The organism is Corynebacterium sp. 5QC2CO (genome assembly GCF_024580435.1).
In the GTDB taxonomy this organism is placed as follows: Bacteria; Actinomycetota; Actinomycetes; order Mycobacteriales; family Mycobacteriaceae; genus Corynebacterium; species Corynebacterium jeikeium_D.
On sequence record NZ_JANIKI010000003.1, the window covers coordinates 73348 to 93967 of the forward strand.

Annotated in this window: 14 protein-coding genes, 1 tRNA gene, 1 other RNA gene and 3 pseudogenes; 8 read left to right on the top strand and 11 right to left on the bottom strand. The window is 57.6% G+C overall.

Features of this window, described 5'->3' with window-relative positions; all coding sequences use genetic code 11:
* Window positions 1–5: 5 nt before the first annotated feature.
* From NQ014_RS03940 to NQ014_RS03950, 3 genes are all read right to left on the bottom strand, one after another.
* Window positions 6–992, bottom strand: coding sequence for a cation diffusion facilitator family transporter (locus tag NQ014_RS03940; RefSeq protein ID WP_257073833.1), 987 nt, complete (start codon window positions 990–992; stop codon window positions 6–8).
* A 20-nt stretch (window positions 993–1012) separates the two neighbouring features.
* Window positions 1013–1780, bottom strand: coding sequence for a S9 family peptidase (locus NQ014_RS03945; protein ID WP_005511397.1), 768 nt, complete (start codon window positions 1778–1780; stop codon window positions 1013–1015).
* 163 nt (window positions 1781–1943) lie between these two features.
* On the bottom strand, window positions 1944–3587 hold the full coding sequence (locus NQ014_RS03950; protein WP_257073834.1) for an AbgT family transporter: 1644 nt from the start codon (window positions 3585–3587) through the stop codon (window positions 1944–1946).
* A gap of 176 nt (window positions 3588–3763) precedes the next feature.
* On the opposite strand from NQ014_RS03950, the gene smpB reads away from it, so the two are divergent.
* The 3 genes from smpB to NQ014_RS03965 all read left to right on the top strand — a co-directional run bounded on the left by smpB (window position 3764) and on the right by NQ014_RS03965 (window position 6806).
* Window positions 3764–4267 carry an SsrA-binding protein SmpB gene (smpB, locus tag NQ014_RS03955; protein ID WP_005511394.1) on the top strand — a complete coding sequence of 168 codons (504 nt, stop codon included), beginning with the start codon at window positions 3764–3766 and terminating at the stop codon, window positions 4265–4267.
* Window positions 4268–4368: 101 nt separating this feature from the next.
* Window positions 4369–4752: a transfer-messenger RNA gene (ssrA, locus tag NQ014_RS03960) on the top strand.
* A 188-nt stretch (window positions 4753–4940) separates the two neighbouring features.
* Entirely contained in the window at window positions 4941–6806 is a 1866-nt protein-coding gene (locus NQ014_RS03965; protein ID WP_257073835.1) for a heavy metal translocating P-type ATPase, read from the top strand.
* A gap of 106 nt (window positions 6807–6912) precedes the next feature.
* Here NQ014_RS03965 and NQ014_RS03970 read toward each other — a convergent pair whose 3' ends face one another.
* Together NQ014_RS03970 and NQ014_RS03975 are read right to left on the bottom strand one after the other, a co-directional pair.
* On the bottom strand, window positions 6913–7752 hold the full coding sequence (locus NQ014_RS03970; protein WP_257073837.1) for a GDSL-type esterase/lipase family protein: 840 nt from the start codon (window positions 7750–7752) through the stop codon (window positions 6913–6915).
* A 262-nt stretch (window positions 7753–8014) separates the two neighbouring features.
* Window positions 8015–8596 (bottom strand): PPA1309 family protein, encoded by a 582-nt coding sequence (locus tag NQ014_RS03975; RefSeq protein ID WP_048733546.1) that lies wholly within the window; start codon window positions 8594–8596, stop codon window positions 8015–8017.
* A 151-nt stretch (window positions 8597–8747) separates the two neighbouring features.
* On the opposite strand from NQ014_RS03975, the gene NQ014_RS03980 reads away from it, so the two are divergent.
* Together NQ014_RS03980 and NQ014_RS03985 are read left to right on the top strand one after the other, a co-directional pair.
* A complete protein-coding gene (locus NQ014_RS03980) occupies window positions 8748–11735 on the top strand; it encodes a UPF0182 family protein (protein ID WP_257073839.1) in 2988 nt (995 codons plus the stop codon).
* A gap of 184 nt (window positions 11736–11919) precedes the next feature.
* Window positions 11920–11993, top strand: a tRNA-Met gene (locus tag NQ014_RS03985).
* Between the two features lie 232 nt (window positions 11994–12225).
* Here the strand turns inward: NQ014_RS03985 and NQ014_RS03990 are convergent.
* The 4 genes and pseudogenes from NQ014_RS03990 to NQ014_RS04005 all read right to left on the bottom strand — a co-directional run bounded on the left by NQ014_RS03990 (window position 12226) and on the right by NQ014_RS04005 (window position 15862).
* Window positions 12226–12937: pseudogene (locus NQ014_RS03990) on the bottom strand (IS6 family transposase).
* A 54-nt stretch (window positions 12938–12991) separates the two neighbouring features.
* Window positions 12992–14146 (bottom strand): annotated as a pseudogene (locus NQ014_RS03995) (LLM class flavin-dependent oxidoreductase); the annotation flags it as partial.
* Window positions 14147–14177: 31 nt separating this feature from the next.
* Window positions 14178–14669, bottom strand: coding sequence for a flavin reductase family protein (locus NQ014_RS04000; RefSeq protein ID WP_257073841.1), 492 nt, complete (start codon window positions 14667–14669; stop codon window positions 14178–14180).
* Between the two features lie 6 nt (window positions 14670–14675).
* Window positions 14676–15862, bottom strand: a pseudogene (locus tag NQ014_RS04005) (LLM class flavin-dependent oxidoreductase).
* Between the two features lie 90 nt (window positions 15863–15952).
* Between NQ014_RS04005 and NQ014_RS04010 the strand changes: the two are divergent.
* From NQ014_RS04010 to NQ014_RS04020, 3 genes are read left to right on the top strand one after another with little or no spacing between them, the layout of a single operon-like run.
* The gene (locus NQ014_RS04010) at window positions 15953–17149 is read left to right on the top strand and encodes an ROK family transcriptional regulator (protein ID WP_257073842.1); all 1197 of its coding nucleotides are present in this window, start codon (window positions 15953–15955) and stop codon (window positions 17147–17149) included.
* An 18-nt stretch (window positions 17150–17167) separates the two neighbouring features.
* Window positions 17168–17671, top strand: coding sequence for a hypothetical protein (locus tag NQ014_RS04015; protein WP_257073843.1), 504 nt, complete (start codon window positions 17168–17170; stop codon window positions 17669–17671).
* Window positions 17672–17678: 7 nt separating this feature from the next.
* Window positions 17679–18224, top strand: a complete 546-nt coding sequence (locus NQ014_RS04020) for a GNAT family N-acetyltransferase (protein WP_257073846.1) — start codon at window positions 17679–17681, stop codon at window positions 18222–18224.
* Here NQ014_RS04020 and NQ014_RS04025 read toward each other — a convergent pair.
* Together NQ014_RS04025 and NQ014_RS04030 are read right to left on the bottom strand one after the other, a co-directional pair.
* On the bottom strand, window positions 18221–19189 hold the full coding sequence (locus NQ014_RS04025; protein ID WP_257073848.1) for an amidohydrolase family protein: 969 nt from the start codon (window positions 19187–19189) through the stop codon (window positions 18221–18223). The two genes, NQ014_RS04020 and NQ014_RS04025, sit on opposite strands and share 4 nt — an antisense overlap.
* The gene (locus NQ014_RS04030) at window positions 19186–20598 is read right to left on the bottom strand and encodes an MFS transporter (RefSeq protein ID WP_257073849.1); all 1413 of its coding nucleotides are present in this window, start codon (window positions 20596–20598) and stop codon (window positions 19186–19188) included. The genes NQ014_RS04025 and NQ014_RS04030 overlap by 4 nt, the downstream gene beginning before the upstream one ends.
* Window positions 20599–20620: the final 22 nt, after the last annotated feature.

The window sequence follows — 20620 nt, forward strand, 5'->3', positions numbered from 1 at the left end:
ACAATCTAGGTATGAGCCGGGTACTCGTGGTCAGCGTGCCCGGTTCTTTCAATCTGCACCGTGGCGTGTTCAATCCCGTGGACGTCGTGAAGCAGTGCCTGCGCACGGTCGAGTAATACGTGCTCATCGCCGTCAGGGAGCGTATCGCAGCGCACGAGGTGGACAGACGCCAGCAGGTCATTGCCATTGAGGGACCAGACGTGGAGGTCGTGGACATCGACCACTCCGTCCAGGTCAGACAGGTCAGCAGTAATTTTCTCGGTGTCTACGCCCTCCGGGGTGTACTCCAGCAGCACGTGAAGGCAGTCGCGCACCAGAATGGCAGCGCGCGGGACAATGAAGACCGCAATCACGATGGAGACCACCGAGTCGATGGCGGTCCAACCGGTGTATGCAATAGCGATAGCGGAAATAATGACGGCGACCGAACCAGCGGCGTCGACAAGCACATGGAGATATGCGCCGCGGACGTTGACGCTCTCCTTGGCAGCACCTGCGAGCAGAAACGCCGCAATAACGTTGGTCAGCAGGCCGATGACCGCGATGATGAGCATCGACGTGGTCTGGATTTCAGATTGCTCCACTGACCCGAATCGCCGGATTGCGCCCCAGAGAATCACAGCGGCAATGATGAAAACGGTCAGACCGTTGACGAGAGCAGTCAGAACTTCAACACGACGGTACCCGTACGTCGCGCGGTGATTGGCTCCGCGCTGGGCGATAGCCAAACCGGCAACTGCCATCAGCAGGCCCGCGGAGTCCGTCACCATATGGCCGGCATCTGCCAGCAGCGCCAGTGAACCCGAAACCAAGCCCCCGATGAGCTCGGCGAGAAAAACGACAAGAGTCAGCCCCGCAGCCGCGAGCAGGCGACGGGCAGGAGTATTCGCAGGGTCAAAATGAGAGTGGTCATGGCCGTGACCGTGGCCGTGTGAATGACCGTGTGAGTGACCGTGGCCGTGTGAATGGCCAGAGTGTTCAGTCGTGTCCATAACCCCTAATGATAACGGGGCTATTCAGCCTCCGGAAGATAGCTGTCAGCCCACGCATAAATCAGGTCAGCGGCACGCGCAGCGGACTTAGCGCGAGTGAGCAAGTGGTCCGCGCGATCCAAGCTCATCAGAGACTTTGGATAGCGAGATACCTGGAAAATCTTCTGCGCACTGTCGATACCGACGGTCTGGTCGGTCGGAGAGTGCAGAATCAGAAGCGGCTTGCGCAGCTGGCTGAGATAGACCTCCGGGTTGTAGTCCGCCAACACTTCCAGGAACTCACGGGAGATCGGAATGCCACGACCTTCAATCTGCAGAACCTGCGTGCCATGCTCATCGACCGTCGAAATATCACCGGCGATGCGCACAATCGAGTGAGCTGGATCGAAGGGCGCACCGATTGTCGCTACCGCCTTGACCTTCGGCATATCGTGGCCGGCGTTCAGTGCCGCTGCGCCACCGAGCGAGTGCCCAATTAGCAGTGACGGTGCCTCGAACTCTGCCTCCATGAACTTGTAGGCAGCCTTGAGATCATCAATGTTGGTCTGGAACGTCGTCTCACCGAAATCGCCAGTGGACTGCCCAAGGCCAGTGAAGTCGAACCGGAACGCCGCAATGCCCTTCTTCGCCAGCGCCTTACAGGTGCGTGATGCGCCGGGCACCATCCGATTACACGTGAAGCAATGACCAAATAGTGCCCACGCGCGTGGCTTACCGTCCGGCAAATCAATCGATGCAGCCAGAGTCTCGCCTGTCGATCCCGTAAATTTTAGGTGCTTTGTTGGCATAGGTTATATCCGCGTCTCAGTGTGTGCTCAAAGTGTGTACGTTTTCGCTTAACGACGCCCGTTGTGGTGGCGACCGTACGCAATACTAAACCCGAGTACCGCAAATAGTTGAGGGATTGGCCGAAAAATTCGACCAATCCCTCAGTTGCCCAGAAGTTGTGAGTTAACGCACCGGAACTCCTGGCCCCAGTGGAATACCCGCGAGATACCACACGACAAAGAATAGGAACCAGCCCACCAGCATGCACAACGAGTACGGGATGGCCAGTGACATCAGTGTGCCGACACCCGCCGGCTTGTAGTACTTCTGCAGGAAGGTCAAGGCCAGCGCAAAGTACGGCGACATCGGTGTAATGATGTTGGTCGGGGAGTCACCAATACGGAATAGCTGCTGAGAGACCTCCGGGGAGACGTTGACGTACATCAGCATCGGCACCACGACCGGCGCCATCAGTGCCCACTGTGCAGAGCCCGAGGTAATCAGCAGGTTGAGAACAGCCACCATCAGGACGAAGGCAGCAAAGAGCAACAGCGGCGGCAGATCCGCCTTGGTCAGGAATTCGGAGCCCTTGATGGCGGTCCACTGGCCGATATTGGACCACTTGAAGTAGGCCGTGAACTGCGAAACAGCGAAGAAGAGCACCATCATTGTGGTCAGTGTGCCCAGGCCACGTTCCATGAAGGCGGGCACATCTGCAGAGGAGGTGATGGTCTTGGCGCCAATGCCGTACGCAATACCGACCACGGCGAAGAAGAGGGCAATGGACACCACGACGTCGGTAAGCAGCACGGAATTCAAGATGCCGTCGCCTTCGCCGCGCAGAGGCGAACCCGGGATGAATAGGGCAGCGAACCACAGCGCCAGGAAGATGACGGCGGCGATGTTGCCGTAGCGCAGGCCATGGCGTTCGGAGGCATTTAGAACGAGCTTTTCGCGGCCGCTGTTGGAGCTGCTCGACGCGGTGTCCTGCTCCTTTTTCTTAGCGTTTTCCTCAGCAGCCTCCTCCGAAGCGCCCGGCTTGGTGAACTCGGCAGCTTCGTGGTCAACATGATCTTCGTGGATGGTCTTCTCCACGTGCTTGGTGATGAACAGCTCAGTAACAGCCGTAATAATCAGAGCCAGCACAATCGACGAGGCCATGGTGAAGAAGTAGTTGGCCAGCGGCGAAACTACGTATTCCGGATCTACGAAGTGCGCCGCATGCGTGGAGATGCCTGCCAGCAGCACATCGGTAATGTTGAGCACCAGTGACGAATTGAACCCGGCCGACGAGGCGGCAAAGGCGACCATCGCACCGACAATAGGGTTACGACCAACGGCGGCAAATGAGGCGGCGCCCAGCGGAATGAGAATCACGTAGACGGCATCAGAAGCGATCGAACCAGTCACGCCGGCCAGTGCAACGATGAATGTCAGCAGGACAGGGGAGTGCACCTTGGAAATTGCCGCGCGAATTGCCGAGCCGATGTAACCGGAGTACTCCGCAATGGCGACACCGAGCATGCACACCAGAATCAGGCCAACTGGTGCGAAGTCCGTGAAGTTCGTTACCGCCTCAGAAACCATCTTTTGCAGATACTCAGCGGTAGCGAGACTTTCCACCTCGATGATGTCACCCGACGCGGGATCCTTGGCCTGCATCCCCGCAGCCTCACCGAGCCACGAAGAAACGATGACTACACCGGCAAGAATTACAAACAGCCAAAACGGATTTGGCAGTGCGTTGCCGATGCGTTCCAGTGTTGCTAGGAACCCCTTTGGCTTCGGGGGCGCTTTGTCCGGTTCCAACGTTTTTGACTGTCCCATATTTAAATCCCTCTGTGTTAGACGTTGGTAAAAGGTTAGGGGAAAGTAAGTTGCGTCACAACGTAAAAGGCCAGAGGCATATATATGTTGGCTGCAAGGAGGCGCACAAGGGAAAGTTAAGGGAATAGCTAGGGAATAGCTGTAGTGCACCTTCTTCGACTAGAGTTAAGCAGGTTATGGGCAAGAAGAAGTCGAAGAAAGAAAAGGTCAGCGCCAACAACGCGGTGGTGGCCACCAATCGTCGTGCCCGCCATGACTACAACATTCTTGACACCTACGAATGCGGTGTCGTTCTCGTTGGCACTGAGGTCAAGGCGCTGCGCGAGGGCAAAGCATCGCTTAACGACGCCTTCGCGACCATCGATGACGGAGAAGTGTGGCTGCGCGGGCTGCATATCCCGGAGTACTCCTACGGTTCGTGGACTAATCACTCGCCGCGTCGTTCGCGCAAGCTGTTGTTGCACCGCAAGGAGATTGACACCCTGTGGGGCAAGGTCCGCGATGGCAACAACACGCTTGTACCCCTGAAGCTGTATTTCACCAACGGTCGCTTGAAGGTCGAGCTCGCACTCGCCCGCGGTAAGCAGGACTATGACAAGCGCCAGGACATCAAACGCCGCACGGAGGAGCGCGAAGCTACTCGTGCGCTGGGCCGCCGTGTGAAGGGCATCAAGGGGTAGTGGGCTTTACGACGAGGTCTGTTGACTTTTCTCGTCGTAAAGCGTTATTCTTGGGCATCCTTTGAGTGCTACGCACTTTCCCGTGCTCGAAGGCATTGTATGGGGCTGACATGGTTTCGACACCGTACAGTGAGCCAGGGGAAGCGTGCCGGTGCAGGCTAGAGACCACCGTTAAGCGTCGTAGCAACTGATTAAGCGCCGAGAACACTCAGCGCGACTACGCTCTCGCTGCCTAATTAAGCGACTAGCGTGTCTGTCAGACCGGGCTTGCCCTTTGGTCCGGACCCTGGCATCGACTTAAAAGGGCTCGCCCGATGGGTGTGCCGTAAGGCTCATCGGGGATCTTCTTACTTGCGGCTGGGCCCGTCATTCGGACATGTTTGCCTGAGCCGAAGGGTCGAGTAGAGGCGATCGTGCGAACTGCGCACGGAGAAGCCCTGGCGAGTTGGCGGTGGACCCGAGTTCAATTCTCGGCAGCTCCACAAATGGAAATCCCCGGTCATTACGACCGGGGATTTTTCGTTGTATGTTTTTTATGTTGCGCAATTGTGTTTCTAATTTGTCAGGCACTGCGAAGTAAAAGACATTAGGTAATGCTCATTGAACAATCCGAATTGAGCCCGTTGAACTCGCAAAACGCTCAATAACCTGGCATTATAGGACTATGGGGAAAATGCGCAACATTTTAAAGGAATACCGTCTTTTGGTTGCTGTAGTAATCGAGCTTATTGTTGTGCTTATTCTGCATTTCACAGGTTTGATGGCTTCAGCCCAAATTGTTGCAACAGTTTTTGTCGGATTCGTCATTATTTTGACAGCATTCGACATGGTAAAGCAGATAATACGCCGGGAATTTGGGCTAGATATTCTCGCTGTTATTGCAATGATTGCGACCCTTGCGGTGGGGGAATACATCGCGGCCTCGATTATTGTCTTAATGCTCACAGGTGGTGAGGCACTAGAAAACTATGCGGCATATCGCGCAAAGCGGGATTTGCGTAGCCTTCTAGATCGCGCACCGAATATGGCACGTCGTCTGCCTTCGCTGGAGGCGGCGCCGGATGATGCGGAGGAAATCCTTATTGAGGATGTCGCAAAGGGCGACTATCTGCTGGTACGTCCTTCGGAGGTCGTTCCGGTTGACGGCGTGACTTTTGATAAAGCTTCGGTTGATGAGTCCTCGCTGACGGGTGAGGCAGGGGCTGTGCATAAGAATGTCGGGGACACGATTCTGTCAGGTTCCGTCAACGGAACACAGGCAATTCGAATCCAAGCCTCCAAATCAGCGGCAGATTCTCAGTACCAGAAGATTATTGCGCTGGTGCGGCAGGCGGAGGATCAGCAGGCGCCTATTGTGCGTGTGGCGGATCGTTACGCGGTGCCGTTTACAGTGGTTTCACTCCTCATCGCGGCCGTCGCCTGGGCTATCAGTGGTGATCCTGTGCGATTTGCTGAGGTGCTCGTTCTAGCTACCCCGTGCCCGTTGCTGATTGGCGCTCCGGTGGCGTTCCTCGGCGGCATGAGTCGTGCATCCAATGCTGGTGTGATTGTTAAGGGCGGTGCCGTTCTAGAGAGCCTTGCTGCTGCTAAGTCAATCGCCTTCGATAAGACCGGCACGCTGACCTATGGACGCCCAACAGTCGCTGAGGTCCACACGGAAGGCATCGATCGTGACCAGATGCTCGCTTACGCTGCGGCAGCCGAGCAGTTCTCCACGCACGTCCTGGCTGACAGCATTATTCAGGCGGCCGATGGGCTGGAGCTCCCAGTGGCCGAAGATGGTACGGAGGTAGATGCCGAAGGTGTGGAGGCCACGGTAGCTGAGGTGAAGGTGCGCGTCGGCACGCTGGACTTCATTCGTCGGGTAGCGCCGGAAGTCAGGGAAATTGCCTTCCGTCACGGGCAGACGGCGGCGTACGTCACCATCGACAATAAGTACGCTGGCGCGCTAATCCTGGATGACCAGCCACGCGCAAATGCGGCGGAGCTCGTAAGCGCACTCAAACATCACGGCTTTGAACGGACTGTGGTGCTTACCGGTGACAATGCCAATACCGCGCATGCAATTGCAGGTCAGGTGGGTATTTCCGAATACCATGCCTCACTGTTTCCGCAGGACAAGGTACGCCTGCTGAAGGAAATGGAACCGCACCCGGTCATCATGGTGGGCGACGGTATCAATGATGCCCCGGTGCTCGCAGCTGCTGGCGTCGGTATTGCCATGGGCGCGCGCGGTGACACGGAAGCCTCCGAGGCCGCAGATGTGGTTATCACTCGCGACGATATCTCTCGAGTGGCAAGAGCTATTGATATTGGACGCTGGACGCTGACCGTAGCCAAGACAGCCATTTGGATTGGTATCGTGCTTTCCGTTGTGTTGATGCTTGTTGCAGCATTCGGCTACATCCCAGCAGTGGTTGGTGCGCTACTGCAGGAGGTTATCGACCTAGCAACAATTCTCTACGCCCTCCGCGCGCTGAAGGGAAGAGAACGCATTAAGGTCACTGCAGAGGCGGACGTGGCGGAAGCGAAAGTGTAAAAACTGGGCCCGCTGCGGCAATAGATAGCAAAACCCTCGACCTCACTTTTCAAAGCGGGGTCGAGGGTTTTTGCGCTCTATAACGCCGGAGCGACGTTGAGAAGTCTTAGAAAGTGCTCTTGTAGACGTTGGCGATAGTGGTGCCAGCAACTGCCGAACCGTGGAAGGTCGGGTGGTTGGTCATGTTGTAGGAAGCAACATCGGTATCCAGGATTGCGGAGACCTGACGCTCACCGTCCGGACCACACATTGCGACGTCGATGTTGGTGACTTCCTTCATGTTGACGAAACCGATACCGGATTCAGCGGCAGCGCGCATCTGGCGGTTCTGCAGAGCCATCTCAAAGTGGTGCATACCGGCAGCCGGAATGTGCGGTGCAAAACCTGCGGCGTTAACCGGGCAAGCGTAGTGAGTCGGGTCATTAGAGGTGAAAGCCGGGTAACCAATCAGCATGACGCGAGCGGTTGGGTTAGCGGCCCGGATCTTCTCCACAGCGGCCACAACGTTGGTGGTGTACAGGTCATCCTGAACCGGCATTGGCAGCACAGCGCCCTGCATCGCGTCATTGGCGCCAACGTAAATGGTCACCAGCTGGGTAGCCTCGCCGAGGGAGCCCTGAGCGATGGCGTTGTCAACCTGGCCCATCAGGGACTTCTGCGGCTGAGTCGGCATGAAAGCGGTAGTGCCGTTGCAGGAGTAGTCGTGCAGTTCAAGACCAGTCTCACGAGCAACGTGAGAGCCGATGTTGGAGACCGAAATCGGGCAGCCACCACGGCCCGGTACGGCTGGATCGGACTGACCCGGGTTAGCAGCGAAGGAATCGCCGAAGGCAACGTAGTTACCAGTAGGGAGAGCGTTGGCAACACCGCCAGTCAGGAGGGAGGCTGCCAGCGCAGAAGCTGCAGCTGCCGAGGCTGCTGCACGGCGAACAACGTTGTTCTTCATAATTAAAAACCTCTTAGTTGAAAACCTATAGAAGGAAAAACTCGCGCTACACTCGCGATTTCTTCGCCACAGACCGTCCCTGTAAGAACCCAGTCCGACAGAACCAAGTCCGACAGAACCCTGAGCGGATACTTAGAGACGCGCCTTTATCACTTTGTTATACAACTAGGTTCTAAGCCCGATGTCAACCGGAATAAGCTAGTTATATGGATATTCGGCGCTTTCAATGCCTCTTTTTGTCTCTTATCGCTGGTAGGTGGATTTATGAGGCGCTTCCGAACGTGGAATACAGCGCAGCGATGACACCATCGGCCACCCCAGAACCATCTTTTAGCTCAATCTCATCTTCAGCAAAGGGACCACGCTCATCCAGTTCTGCTTCTGTGGGGCGAGGCTGAATCAGCGTTAGGTGCGGACCTTCACTGATAACGCCACTGAAAAGCCGTGCCTGGCGAGCCGCCTCACCATCCGCCTGAGCCCGCACCTCGTCCAGGGATGCACCCTCAAAACTGTCCGCCTGCTCCGGGGCGATGACCATAATCTCCTGCGCCAACACTGCACCGACGACACCTGCCGGCCATGATGTCCGAGCGATAAAGTCCGCCAACTCAGGGCTACCACCTTCAATTCCCTCGGGGAGAGGTTCCTGCGCAACGACAGTCAATGGGGCGCTGTCAATCAGCTCGTCGGCAAGCACGTCGGCAAGCGCGGCGGTGGGGACGAGGGCGAAGAGGCTCGGAGCGCGGTCCCAACCTTCGGCATGGACGTATTCGACAGCTTCGCGCACGGCGCGATTGAGTGCCTGCTGGCTGAGATGAGTCTGAGTGCCGTTGTTTTCGCTCATGACGCTTGACGACGCCCCTTTCCTGGCAACGCTGTATTAACAGCATCCTTAGTCAAATGTTAGGAACTTTATTTAGAGTAGATGACAGATAAGCGTACGACCGACTTACCAGCTCGCTGGCAAGTCAAGCTCAACTCGAACAGGAGAGACGTTGTCTCTAAACCAGACTCGACCGAGACGATCGGCGGGTGGCCGCCCGGGGTGGCTGGCAATTACCGTGTTGGTGATTGCCGCGCTGACCTTTGTTATTCCAATCGCCGTCAATTTTTATACGGACTTTCAGTGGTTCGGTGAAGTGGGCTATCGAGGGGTATTCGCCACCACGTGGCTCACTCGTATCGTCCTGTTTATCACTGTAGGCCTGATAACGGGCGCACTGACATTTCTATCTATGTGGCTGGCGTGGCGCTCGCGGCCCGTCGACCTCGGACTGACGGATCCACGCAGCCCGCAGGCAGTGTACCGACGGATGGCTGAATCCGGTTCGAAGTCGATGTTCACCACGCTGCCCGTTGTATTCGGCGTACTCGGTGGCCTTGTGGGGCAGGGTAATTGGCAGACGGTGCAGCTGTTCTTAAATCGGCAGTCCTTCGGTGAGACTGATCCGCAGTACGGCAAGGACTTGGGCTTCTATGCATTCCAGTTGCCGCTGTGGTCGTACATCGTTTCGACGCTGGTTGTCCTGGTAGTTATTGCGTTCCTGCTGTCGCTGGTGACACATTACTTCCTTGGTGGCATCCGCCCAGGTAACCCGACTACAGGGGAGAAGACCCGCGTTTCCAATGCGGCTCGTGCGCAGTTGGCGTGCTGGGCCGGTGTTTTCATGCTGCTCAAGGCTGTGTCTTACTGGCTGGACCGCTATGAGCTGCTGAATAACAAGCAGAAGACTTTCACCGGTGGTTCCTACACCGATATCAACGCGCTGCTGCCGGCGAAGATTACGCTGCTGGTCATCGCAATTGTCGTGGCCGCTGCGTTCTTCGCGGCCATTTTCTTGCGCAATCTTTCCATCCCGGCGTTTGCCACCGTGCTGATGTTGGTTTCCGCCGGTCTGATTGGCGTGGCTTGGCCGATGGCAGTTGAGCAGTTCTCGGTGAACCCGAACCGCGCTTCCAAGGAACGCGAATACATTGCGCGCAATATTGAATCGACGCGCTACCACTACGGGCTTACTGACGAAAAGGTGAAGGTCGAGCGCGACTGGGGCGTTCCGGCTGAAAAGGAAGGCGATAAGGAAGCTGCGAAGGAAGGTGCGGACTCGATTTCCCGCGATGCCGCTACTCTGGCCAATATCCGAATCCTGGATCCGGAAGTGCTGCCACGTACCTTCACGCAGCAGCGCCAGCTGAAGAACTTTTATGGTTTCTCCGATCCGCTTGCCATTGACCGCTACCAGATTGATGGCGAGTCCCGTGACTTCATCGTCGCTGCTCGTGAACTGAACCCGCAGACGCTGCAGGGTAACCAGACTGACTGGATCAACCGTCACACGGTCTACACCCACGGCAATGGTTTCGTCGCTGCGCCGGCCAATAAGGTCGACGAGGTTGCCTCCGAGTCCGGTTCTGCCCGCGGCGGTTACCCGCTGTACACCGTGGCTGACCTGTTCGAGTCCGAGGATCCGAACGGCATGAACCTGAACTTGAAGCAGCCGCGTATCTACTACGGACCGGTTATCGCCAACAGCGATGCCGACTATGCGATTGTTGGCGGTAACGGTGATGGCAAGGACTATGAGTACGATGCTGACGGTCGTAACTTCACCTACGACGGTGAGGGTGGAGTTGGCGTAGGCGGGCTTGCCAGCCGCATGATTTTCGCCACCCGCTACCAGGAACTCAACATCCTGCTGTCCGACCGCATTGGGCCGGACTCCAAGATCATCTACAACCGCGATCCGCGTGACCGTGTTCAGAAGGTCGCCCCGTGGCTGACCACTGACACCAAGACCTATCCGGCTGTAGTCGATGGCCGTATGAAGTGGATCGTCGACGGCTACACCACGCTGGCCAAGATGCCGTACTCCCAGCGCATGAGCCTCCAGGAAACCACACAGGACTCCATTAACCCGGATGGCACTCCACGCCCGCTGCCGAACAGCGAGGTCAGCTACATCCGTAACTCGGTCAAGGCGACCGTCGATGCCTACGATGGCACCGTTGAGCTCTACGAGTTTGATGAGAAGGATCCGGTCCTCAAGGCCTGGGAGGGTGTCTTCCCGGGTGTGGTGAAGCCAAAGTCGGAGATTTCCGAGGAGCTGCAGGAGCACCTGCGCTACCCGGAGGACTTGTTTAAGGTTCAGCGTGAGCTGATGGCCAAGTACCACGTCAGCGATCCGGGCGTTTTCTTCGCCAATGACTCCTTCTGGTCCGTCCCGTCCGATCCGACCGCGCCGGAAGAGCAGAACCTCTCCCAGCCGCCGTACTACGTTGTCGCTTCCGATCCGAAGACCGGAAAGCCGAGCTTCCAGCTGATTTCCGCATTCCGCGGTCTGGAGCGCGAGTTCCTCGCCGCCCAGATGAGCGCTTCCTCCGATCCGGAGACGTACGGTCAGATCACCATCCGTGCCCTGCCGACCAACACCCAGACCATGGGTCCACGGCAGGCGCAGGACACGATGATGTCCGCAGATGAGGTCGCCCAGGACCGTACTCTGCTCGAGGGCACGAACGTGGTCACCAACGGTAACCTGCTGACGCTGCCGGTCGGCGATGGCGAGATTCTCTACGTCGAACCGGTCTACACCCAGCGCAAGGGCCAGGAGACCGCATTCCCGAAGCTGCTGCGTATTCTCGTCGCTTACCGCGGTCAGGTGGGCTACGGCGCCACGGTCACTGAGGCTCTGAGTCAGGTCGGTATCGATGCTTCCGCCGCGACCAAGGTCCGCGGTGAGGAAGAGACTGAGGAGCAGTCGGCGGATAAGGACAAGGATGCCGCTGACGCTGAGTCCGACGACGAGGCACCGAAGGAAGAGCGCAAGGTTGATGTCGCCGCGCGTGACGACGCCGCTCGCCGTATCTCCGACGCACTGCAAAAGCTTAACGACGCACAGAAGAACGGTGACTACGCGGCACAGGGCCAGGCACTTGCCGAGCTCGACCGCGCTGCCGCTGACTACCAGAAGGCCAACGGCCAGTAAGACGTGCAACGAGTAGTTAACCGAGAATCATAGGTTTCTATGGTCCGCAGACTCCCCAGGTTGTAGCGAAATCGGCTATGACCTGGGGATTGGTCTTTGTTGGGAGGGTCGTGCTACAGTTACTTCTCGTTGGTCAGAGAGACCAGCGCCCGCTGTGAGTGCTTGTAAAAGCCAGGACAGTTGACGCGGGGTGGAGCAGCTCGGTAGCTCGCTGGGCTCATAACCCAGAGGTCGTAGGTTCGAATCCTGCCCCCGCCACTAAGGTGGAACCCTCGGTTCGCGAAAGCGAATCGGGGGTTTCTTGCGTTTGGGGAACGCGACGGGGGAGAAGGTCAGTTATCTCAACATTAAAGTAGTCCGCTACTGCAAAAAGGTCGGCAATACTCCAGCCAACTTGGCCTAGGATCTTTCGGGTGCTGTTGCAAAGTTGGGTGGAGAACCGCGAACACTCCTTTCTTCGTCGCCTGGCCAGCATTATGGCCCAGCCTGCTTAGATATTCTGGAAGACCCGGTTGACGATCACCGCGTCCGGGTTCGGTTGCCCGTAGGCAAACATCGTGCCTTGCCCTTTCCGCAATGAGTGCATCGCCTCCATCCCTTTCAACGTCCGGTACGCCGAGGTCCGGTTTTTGAACGCCCCCTTTCGGCCCGAGGATCCGCTTCAGCCGCCCATGATCTCCTTCAATGACGTTATTGAGGTATTTCACCTGCCGGTGTTCCACGGTCTGCGGGCAGATTCCCTCTGACTTCAACTCGGCGATTGCCCTGGCCAGGGAGGGTGCTTTATCGGTGTTGATCACTCTGGGATACCCGGCTGATGCATTGGATCTGAGGGCCTTGGCCAGGAAACGCTTCGCTGCGGCCACGTTCCGCTTCGGAGAGAGGTAAAAGTCCAGGGTCTGGCCACCGGCGGTGATCGCCCGATAGAGATAGCACCACCTGCCGCCGACCCGGATATAGGTCTCATCCACCCGCCGGGAACTGGCCTGCCAGTCAGGTACTTGCCGGTACCACCGTGTTTGCTTGTCCAGCTCAGGGGCGTATTTCTGGACCCAGCGGTAGATTGTGGTGTGATCGACCGGCACGCCCCGCTCGGTCATCATTTCCTCCAGATCGCGGTAGCTCACCCCGTAGCGGCAGTACCACCGCACTGCCCACAGAATGATGTCACGGGGGAAATGACGACCGGAGAAGATACCCATGGCTGTGATTATTTCACGTCGCTCTTCCTACTGCCCCAACTTTGCAACAGCACCAACCTGTTTGCCCGACCCCACCAGAATTGGGCCGAATCCGCCGATTCCAGTCCACTCGCCAAGCTTCCGGACCGTCCACGCGCCGTCGTCAGCGCCCGTACCTGAGGAAATTGTTGCCGCAGTTGACTGAATCGCGTTGGATTCGATGTTGGTAATCGGGGCATCAAGGTCATACTTCGAAAGATCCACGCCGGACCACCCTGACATGAGCGTCAAACCGCCGACAGCATCGGTATAGGTCTGGTACTCTTTGAGCCTTGCGACGGCCTCGTCCTCGGTAGCTGCAGTGATGATGGTCTGCATTGCGAATACCTTAATCGAGTGCGGATCACGCCCGGCGGCCTTGGCTGCGCTGCGAATCTTGGCAACCGTCTTCTTCATCGCCGCAGGCGTATTGCTGTTAATAAACACAGCCTCAGCATTTTCTCCGGCAAAGCGCAGGCCCCTCGGCGACGAGCCCGCCTGGTAAATCACTGGAGTGCGCTGAGTGCTCGGCTCAGCGATGGCAATGCCGGGAACGTCGAAGTACTTGCCATGGTGGTTGATGGGGTGCACCTTGTCAGAATCGGTGAAGACACCGCTGGCTTTGTCGTACTGAACAGCATCGTCTTCCCACGACCCCTCGAGGAGTTTGTAGACGACCTCGAGATATTCATCCGCGCGGTCATAGCGCTCATCGTGAGGAAGCTGGTCAGTATCGCCTAGGTTTTGTGCAGCTGAGGGCAGATAGCCGGTGACGACGTTCCAACCAACACGACCATTCGTGAGATGGTCGATAGTCGCTAGACGAAGGGCAAAGGGATAGGGGTGCTCATAAGCGGTTCCGGCAGTAATTCCAAAGCCAAGGTGCTCGGTCGCTTGTGCCATTGCGGAGACGAGCAAGATCGGATCATTGACGGGAACCTGCGTGCCAGCACGCAAAGTGGCTTCGTTGTTAGCGCCGTAGACGTCGTAGGTGCCAAGTACGTCAGCGATAAAAAGGCCGTCAAATAGTCCTTTTTCTAACGTCTTTGCTAAATCAACCCAGTAGTCGATGGTGTTGTAATCGCGAGCATGGTCATCGGGATGTCGCCATAGCCCGGGTGATTGGTGCGCTACGCAGTTCATATCGAATGCGTTGAGGAGGATCTGCCGTTTTGTTTGTCGCTCAGACATGGTTGTTGTGTCCTTTTTTAAGGGCCAGCTGTTAGGGAGAAGTTGAGGCAACTGTTGTTACCTGGGAACCGTGGAAGACCAGCGGGCGAGTAGTGCTGAATTCAGTGGCACCGTCGACCTTCAACACGGCGAGAATGTGGTCCCCGAGAGGAATCTCATCAACCACGTAAGTGGTCAGCTGTGCGCAGCAGTGGTCGAGGTGCACGGCATCGCCGTCCGTAAACCAGCCAACTCGGTCAAATCGGTGTTCCTTGGGGCCGGCGAGTTGGCGAACTAGGTGAGCGTGGTTTTCGGTCAGCACACTGATGCCTACGGCGTTGGCCGAACGAAGCCGAGGCCAAGTCGATGAGGTGTCTTGGATAGCCACCCCGACGAGGGGAGGATCCAGGCTAATGCCGACAAAAGAACCTGCGATCATGCCATCCGGTTGACCGTCGACAAGCGACCCCAATGCGACAATTGATGTCGGTGCGTGGGCGAGAACGGTGCGGAGATGTGTTCCGGTGAGTGCGGGAGAAGTCATGTTTTCCTATCGGGTCACGGGGACAAAAGGCACGGCGTTGTGCTGGGGAGTGGTGTTGCAGTCGTGGTTAGTGACCTCGAGGCCCAAGCGCTGTAATGCGGGAACGACGCCTTCGCCGACGTGGTAGGCTTCTTCGAGATGCGGATAGCCAGATAAGATGAAGTGCTCAAGGCCAATGCTGCGATATTCAGCTATCCGAGCTGCGACCTCGTCATAGGAGCCGACCAATGCGGTGCCAGCTCCGCCACGAAGGAGGCCTACGCCGGTCCACAGGTTCGGTGCAATCTCCAGGTCACGGGCATTAGTGCTGTTGGTGAAGTTGCCGCCCTGATTGTGCAGCTCGGTCATCCGACGCTGCCCCTCCGACTGGGAACAGCCTAGACCTGCCTGAATGCGTTCGACAGTATCGGGATTGAGCTCCGCGAGTAGTCGTTCGGCAACAGCCCACGCTTCCTTGCTAGTTTCGCGGGCTATCACATGCAGCCGAATGCCATAGTCGAGTTCCCGGCCTTCTTGGTCGGCCTGCGCTTGAACGCGGGTGATCTTTTCCGAGACTTTCTGTGGCGGCTCGCCCCAGGTCAAGTACACATTGGCATGTTTGGCAGCAACGTCAATGCCGGGCTTGGAAGAGCCTCCGAAGAAAATCGGGGGTGCGGTTTGTGGCCGGGATTTCAGCTGTGCTCCCTCGACGGTTACGTACTGGCCGTTGAAGTCAATGGGGTCTGGCTTTGTAAGGAGATGGTTGGTGATTGTGAGAACTTCGTCGGCACGCTCATAGCGCTGCTGCTTGTTCAAGTGGTCCCAAAAGCTCGCTGCTCGTGGTCCTCGCCGCCGACGACAACGTTGACCAGCAGGCGATTGTTTGAGAGGTCCTGGAAAGTTTGGGCTTGCTGCGCAATGATCGTCGGGCTGACTAGCCCAGGGCGCAGCGCGACCAAGAATTTCAGCTTTGAGGTGTGGCCGATAAGCGCCGCGGTGGTCAGCCAAGCGTCTTCGCACCATTGTCCGGTGGGAGTTAAGACGGATTCAAAGCCGTTGGCTTCTGTCGCGAGAGCGAGTTGAGTTAGGTAGTGAAGGTCTGCTTTTCGTTCCCCGACGTGCGGGTCGGTGCCGTGACCGCCAGCCATGATGGCACGCGAGTCGCCGTAGGTGGGAAGGAACCAATGAAGAGTTACGGTGTTGTTTTCTGACATGCCAAAAGTAGACCACATGGTCTATTTGATGGTCGAGTCTTTCTTACAGAGTGAATAAAACGTAGACAACACTGTCTATAATTCATTGGCATGGTAATCACTACTCGAATCGCAGCCCCACGCACGCAAGCGCACGGCATTCAGTTTTCCCTGCCCAATCAGCCGATAGCCCGGGTCATGCAGCAGATTCGAGTCATGCAGCCGATCAGCCGCGCTGAACTGGTGAAGACACTGGGATACTCGCAGCCCAGCGTCACGCGCTACGTGAACACATTGATTGACGCCGGGCTTGTTCGGACACAGCTCGAGCACTGTCGCGACATTCGCGCCGGGCGGCCGGCAGAGCAACTTGTCATAGACGGACAAAACCTTGTGGCGTGGGGAATCCACATCGGCGCGCGGACAACGGAGCTGGTCATCACTGACGGTGGGGGACGAGTGGTGCGCTCCCAGTCGATCGACCTCCACATCGTCGAGCACAGCGCCTCCGACGCGCTAGGAAGAATGTGCCAGGAAATACACAAGCTCGCCCGTGGTTTGAGCGGGCCCGTGACCATTGGAGTCGCGTTTTCCGAACATGTCGCCAGCGCCGGAACGATAACTTCCTCCGTCTACGGCTGGGACAACGTCGCAGCTGGCGACATCATCGCCGACATTTTGGGAAGGTCAGTGTGGATCGCCTCCGGTGTGAGCGCTATGGCCGGGGCAGAACTCGCATATGCACCGCTTGACGACGGTCCCTTGAGAATAAACCCACAGGAAAACGAGTCAACCCTCTACTTTTATGCCCGCGAAGTTATTGCACACGCCTGGATATTTCATGGGGCAGTTCACCGGCCACACAGAGGAGTGCCACCACAGGCATTTGCTCGCATCGCGCAATCGGGCACTTTCACAGCGCAAGAAGGGGTTCATCCCTTGGGCAATGCCGCAGTAGTAGGTGCTGCGAGACAGCGCCGCATCCCGGCGAAAAATCTTTCTCATCTGGTCGAGATTGCGCAGTGCAACCGCACTGCACGTCGCCTCCTGGACGAGCGCGCTGAACTTTTGGGTCGCATTATCCAATTGGCAATCGATGTGGTTGATCCAAAGACAGTTGTGTTTGCCGGTGACGCATTCACCGCTGACCCAGCTGGCGTGCAACTCATCGCGAAGCAGCTGCGCCAGGATTCACATGGCCTCAGTGACTTGCGAATACAGCGTGCGGGCAAATCAATCGTGCAGGATGCCGCGAGGGTGGTCGCGACCTATCAGCTCTGGCAAGATCCCATCGGGACTCTCAGCTAGAGCGCGTAACCTGGTGCCATGAGATTATTGCTGACCAGTTTCACCTGGTCTGAGGTGCCAAACGTTCTACTCGTATATTTGCTCATCATTGCGATTCCCACCGCGCTCGCGTGGGTGGGTGCCGCATGGTTGGCCAAGAAATACGGTGAACGAATTGCCTATGGCCAGGTCAGCGTCGTATTCGTGCTGGCTTTCGCAATCTGCTTTGCGACTCTGTCGTGGATGCCCACCGGCGAATACAACTACACGCCGTGGCAAGTTTTTCTCAGCGGCTTTGTCATGGTCATTCTCGCCATCATCGCCATGATGCGCGTGCGCGCACCGTATCCCAACCTGCTTCCAATCTGGTGGGCGGCCGTCGCTGGCTACTCGCTGGCCTGGAGCATCATTGCCGGCACCGATGACACCACAGGACTGTGGGGAGTGGGCCTCATCTTCCTGCTTCTCGGTCTCATCGCCGGCATTGGCGCGGTGGTGTGGCTTACTCTCGCAATCCGCAAACTGATGACCAAGGAGGGCTAATTTCCGCATGACTCGCAAGCTTCGTCCCCTCACGCATGAGGATATCGCCTGGGTAAGCGCACTTTTCCAGGCCAACGCCCGCGATAACCTGACCGAAGAGCAACGCCGCACCGGAGGATTCGTCCAGGGCAAACTCGACACCGACATGATTGCAGGGCGCATCGACGGCCCTGCGTCCGTCGTCACGCTTATCGACGGTCGTGGCGTCGGCGCCATCCTGACAGCGTCGGCCGACGAGTACACGCAGGGCCCGCCGGCGCTTGCGGTTGCGGCTGCGAAGGAGGCTGGCCTCAGCGATTTCTACCTGTATGGTCCCGGCGTTGTGGCCAAAGAATACCGTGGTCAGGGCATTTTGCGGGCGTTGAAGGACGAGTCAATTCGCAGGGCGGCGGAGACTGGCAAATACCGCTGGGCAGTGGGCTTTGTCGAGCACGCCAACCAGCCGTCGATGATTGCGCATGAAAAAACTGGGTGGCAATCAGTTGCGACCTTCAGTTTCAAAGACCGCAACTATGACGTGATTGCACACCCAGTGGACGCGCTGCAGGACTAAATCCCGTACAGGCGCTGCGCATTGCCAAATAGCGCAGCATCAATCTCGTCTTGAGTGAGATTGGTCTCGCGAATGTATGTGAACGCGCGGACGTACTTTTCCTTTTGGAAGTACGGGAAATCCGAGCCGCCCAGAATCTGGCGAATGCCAAAAGTCTCCGCAGCTAGCCGCAGTGAGGGCTCGTGGAAGTTGGCCGCGTCGAAGTACATTTCGCGCAACTGCTGCATCGGGGAAACGGGGAAGGCATCCCAGTCCTCGTAGTTATCCTCGATGCGGCGGGCGAGAAATGGCAGGTCACCGCCCAGATGCGCGATGTGGAAGGTGATGTTGGGGAATCGCCGTGGCACATCGGCCTTCATCAGCTGCAGTGCCGCAGTGGCGTCCTCCACCGGTGCGCCGTTGACCCACTCCAACTGGTCACCCAGCAGCATCTTCGAGCACGCGCCCGAGCCGGTGGGGTGGATATTCACAATCGCGTGGCGCTCATTGAGCGCTTCCCACACCGGATCCAGCGATGGATCATTGAGGAAGAAATCGCCCATTGTCACGGTGGGGATGGATACGCCCACGAACTGTAACTCGTCGAAGATGTGGGGAATTTCCGCAAGCGTTTCGTCGATATGCGGCAGCGGCAGCGCGCCGTATGCAAAGAAGCGGCCGGGGTAATCGCGCACAATTTCGGCGTACTGATCATTGACCAGGCGGGCAGCGTCGAGCGAATCCTGTGCGTCGGGAAGCGATGGCACCTGCGGCGTGACGGCAATAATCTGCGTTTTCACGCCGGCGCGATCCATCCACTCAATACGCGCGGACATCTCCGCATCGCTGGAGTCCGCGTTCATGCCGCGGGCGATTGCAATTTCGCTTTCCGGGCGTCCATGCTTTTCCAAAAAGTTCAGGTAGCGCGCAGGAAAAACGTGTGCATGCGTGTCGATGGCGTTCTCGTGACCGTAACTCATAATCATTCCAAAACAGTGTGGTTGGCGTCGATTTGGTTTTCGTTCTTGTGGCGCGCGGCAAGCGATAGGGCAGTGGCCGCCACGCCCATCACAATGCCGATAGTTGCCAGCGTATTAAGTCCGCTTGCCGACGGCACCGCGACACCCTCATTCATCACAGCCATAGTGGCGGTAACGGCAGCCACCATGGCAGAAGAAATTGCCATACCAATCGAGCGCATCAGGGCGTTGACGGCGTTGGCCGAACCGGTTTCTTCAGCCGGTGCGTACTTGACAATCATCATCGGCAGGCCGGCGTAGCCGATACCGACACCGATGGACACAATCGTTGCCCACACGATGACCATTGCACCATTGGGATCCAGCAACAGACGGCCGACGTAGCCGAGCGCGGTAATTGCCGAACCAATAGTAACCACCAGGCGAGCACCGAAGCGCGCCGCCAGTCGAGCACTAATCGGTGCGACGGCAAACATCGATGCCGCCGACGGCAGCATAGCCAGACCCGCGGAGCTGGCGTCCCAGGCAAAGCCACCCTCTGCAACCGGGTTCTGCAGCTCAAGCGTGGTCAGCAGCAGGTTGGTGAACATCAAAATACCCAGCAGGATGGAGGCGATGTTGGTCAGCAGGATTGGTCGATCCGCGGTGGTACGCAGGTTGACCAGCGGGGAGTCCAGGCGCAGCTCGTAGTAGCCCCAGGCGATGAAGATGACAATGCCGACAATGAACAGGCCGATGGTCAGCATGCTGCCCCAACCCCAGGCGCCGCCCTGCGACAGCGCGGTCAGTACAGCGGTTAGTCCCAGCGACATCAGGATGGCGCCGACGTAGTCGAAGCTGCCCTCATTGTGAGAGGTATCCGCTGGTACGAACATGAAAATCAGCACGATGGAAATTGCCGCCATGAGTGCGGCGAACCAGAACATTGCCTGCCAGCCGAATGCCGACAGAATCACGCCACCCAGCGGAATACCCAAGCCGCCGCCGATACCCAGCATGGCGCTGAGCAGGGCCAATGCGCCACCAATGCGCTTTGGCGGCAGGCTGTAGCGCATTTCCGCCATGGCGACCGGAATGAGTGCAGTGCCCATGCCCTGCAGTGCACGGCCGATAATCACCGTGGTGATGCCGCCCAGGGGCGCAATAATCGAGCCCACCAGCACCAGTGCCATAGTGAAAATCATCATGCTGCGGCGCGGCAGCAGGTCACCGAGGCGACCGATGACCGGCGTAGCAATCGCACCAGTCAGCAGGGTAGAGGTGACCAGCCAGGACACCGTCGTCGCGCTGGTGTCCAAAATCGCCGGAAATTGTGGCACCGCTGGCACCACAAGTGATTGCAGCAGTGTTACCACCAGGCAGGAAAACGCCGCTACGGCAATCAGCGGCGTCGCGGCTTGTTTGGTGTCACTCACGAAGTAAGCCCCTTTTCTCGTT

Excerpts from the sequence above, each read along its gene's own strand:
- NQ014_RS04015 (WP_257073843.1), top strand. The coding sequence starts at position 17,168 with ATGAGATTATTGCTGACCAGTTTCACCTGGTCTGAGGTGCCAAACGTT.
- NQ014_RS04000 (WP_257073841.1), bottom strand. The coding sequence starts at position 14,669 with ATGACTTCTCCCGCACTCACCGGAACACATCTCCGCACCGTTCTCGCC.
- NQ014_RS03945 (WP_005511397.1), bottom strand. The coding sequence starts at position 1,780 with ATGCCAACAAAGCACCTAAAATTTACGGGATCGACAGGCGAGACTCTG.
- NQ014_RS03975 (WP_048733546.1), bottom strand. The coding sequence starts at position 8,596 with ATGAGCGAAAACAACGGCACTCAGACTCATCTCAGCCAGCAGGCACTC.
- NQ014_RS03940 (WP_257073833.1), bottom strand. The coding sequence starts at position 992 with ATGGACACGACTGAACACTCTGGCCATTCACACGGCCACGGTCACTCA.
- NQ014_RS04010 (WP_257073842.1), top strand. The coding sequence starts at position 15,953 with ATGGTAATCACTACTCGAATCGCAGCCCCACGCACGCAAGCGCACGGC.
- NQ014_RS04020 (WP_257073846.1), top strand. The coding sequence starts at position 17,679 with ATGACTCGCAAGCTTCGTCCCCTCACGCATGAGGATATCGCCTGGGTA.
- NQ014_RS03970 (WP_257073837.1), bottom strand. The coding sequence starts at position 7,752 with ATGAAGAACAACGTTGTTCGCCGTGCAGCAGCCTCGGCAGCTGCAGCT.
- smpB (WP_005511394.1), top strand. The coding sequence starts at position 3,764 with ATGGGCAAGAAGAAGTCGAAGAAAGAAAAGGTCAGCGCCAACAACGCG.
- NQ014_RS04025 (WP_257073848.1), bottom strand. The coding sequence starts at position 19,189 with ATGATTATGAGTTACGGTCACGAGAACGCCATCGACACGCATGCACAC.
- NQ014_RS03950 (WP_257073834.1), bottom strand. The coding sequence starts at position 3,587 with ATGGGACAGTCAAAAACGTTGGAACCGGACAAAGCGCCCCCGAAGCCA.
- NQ014_RS03965 (WP_257073835.1), top strand. The coding sequence starts at position 4,941 with ATGCGCAACATTTTAAAGGAATACCGTCTTTTGGTTGCTGTAGTAATC.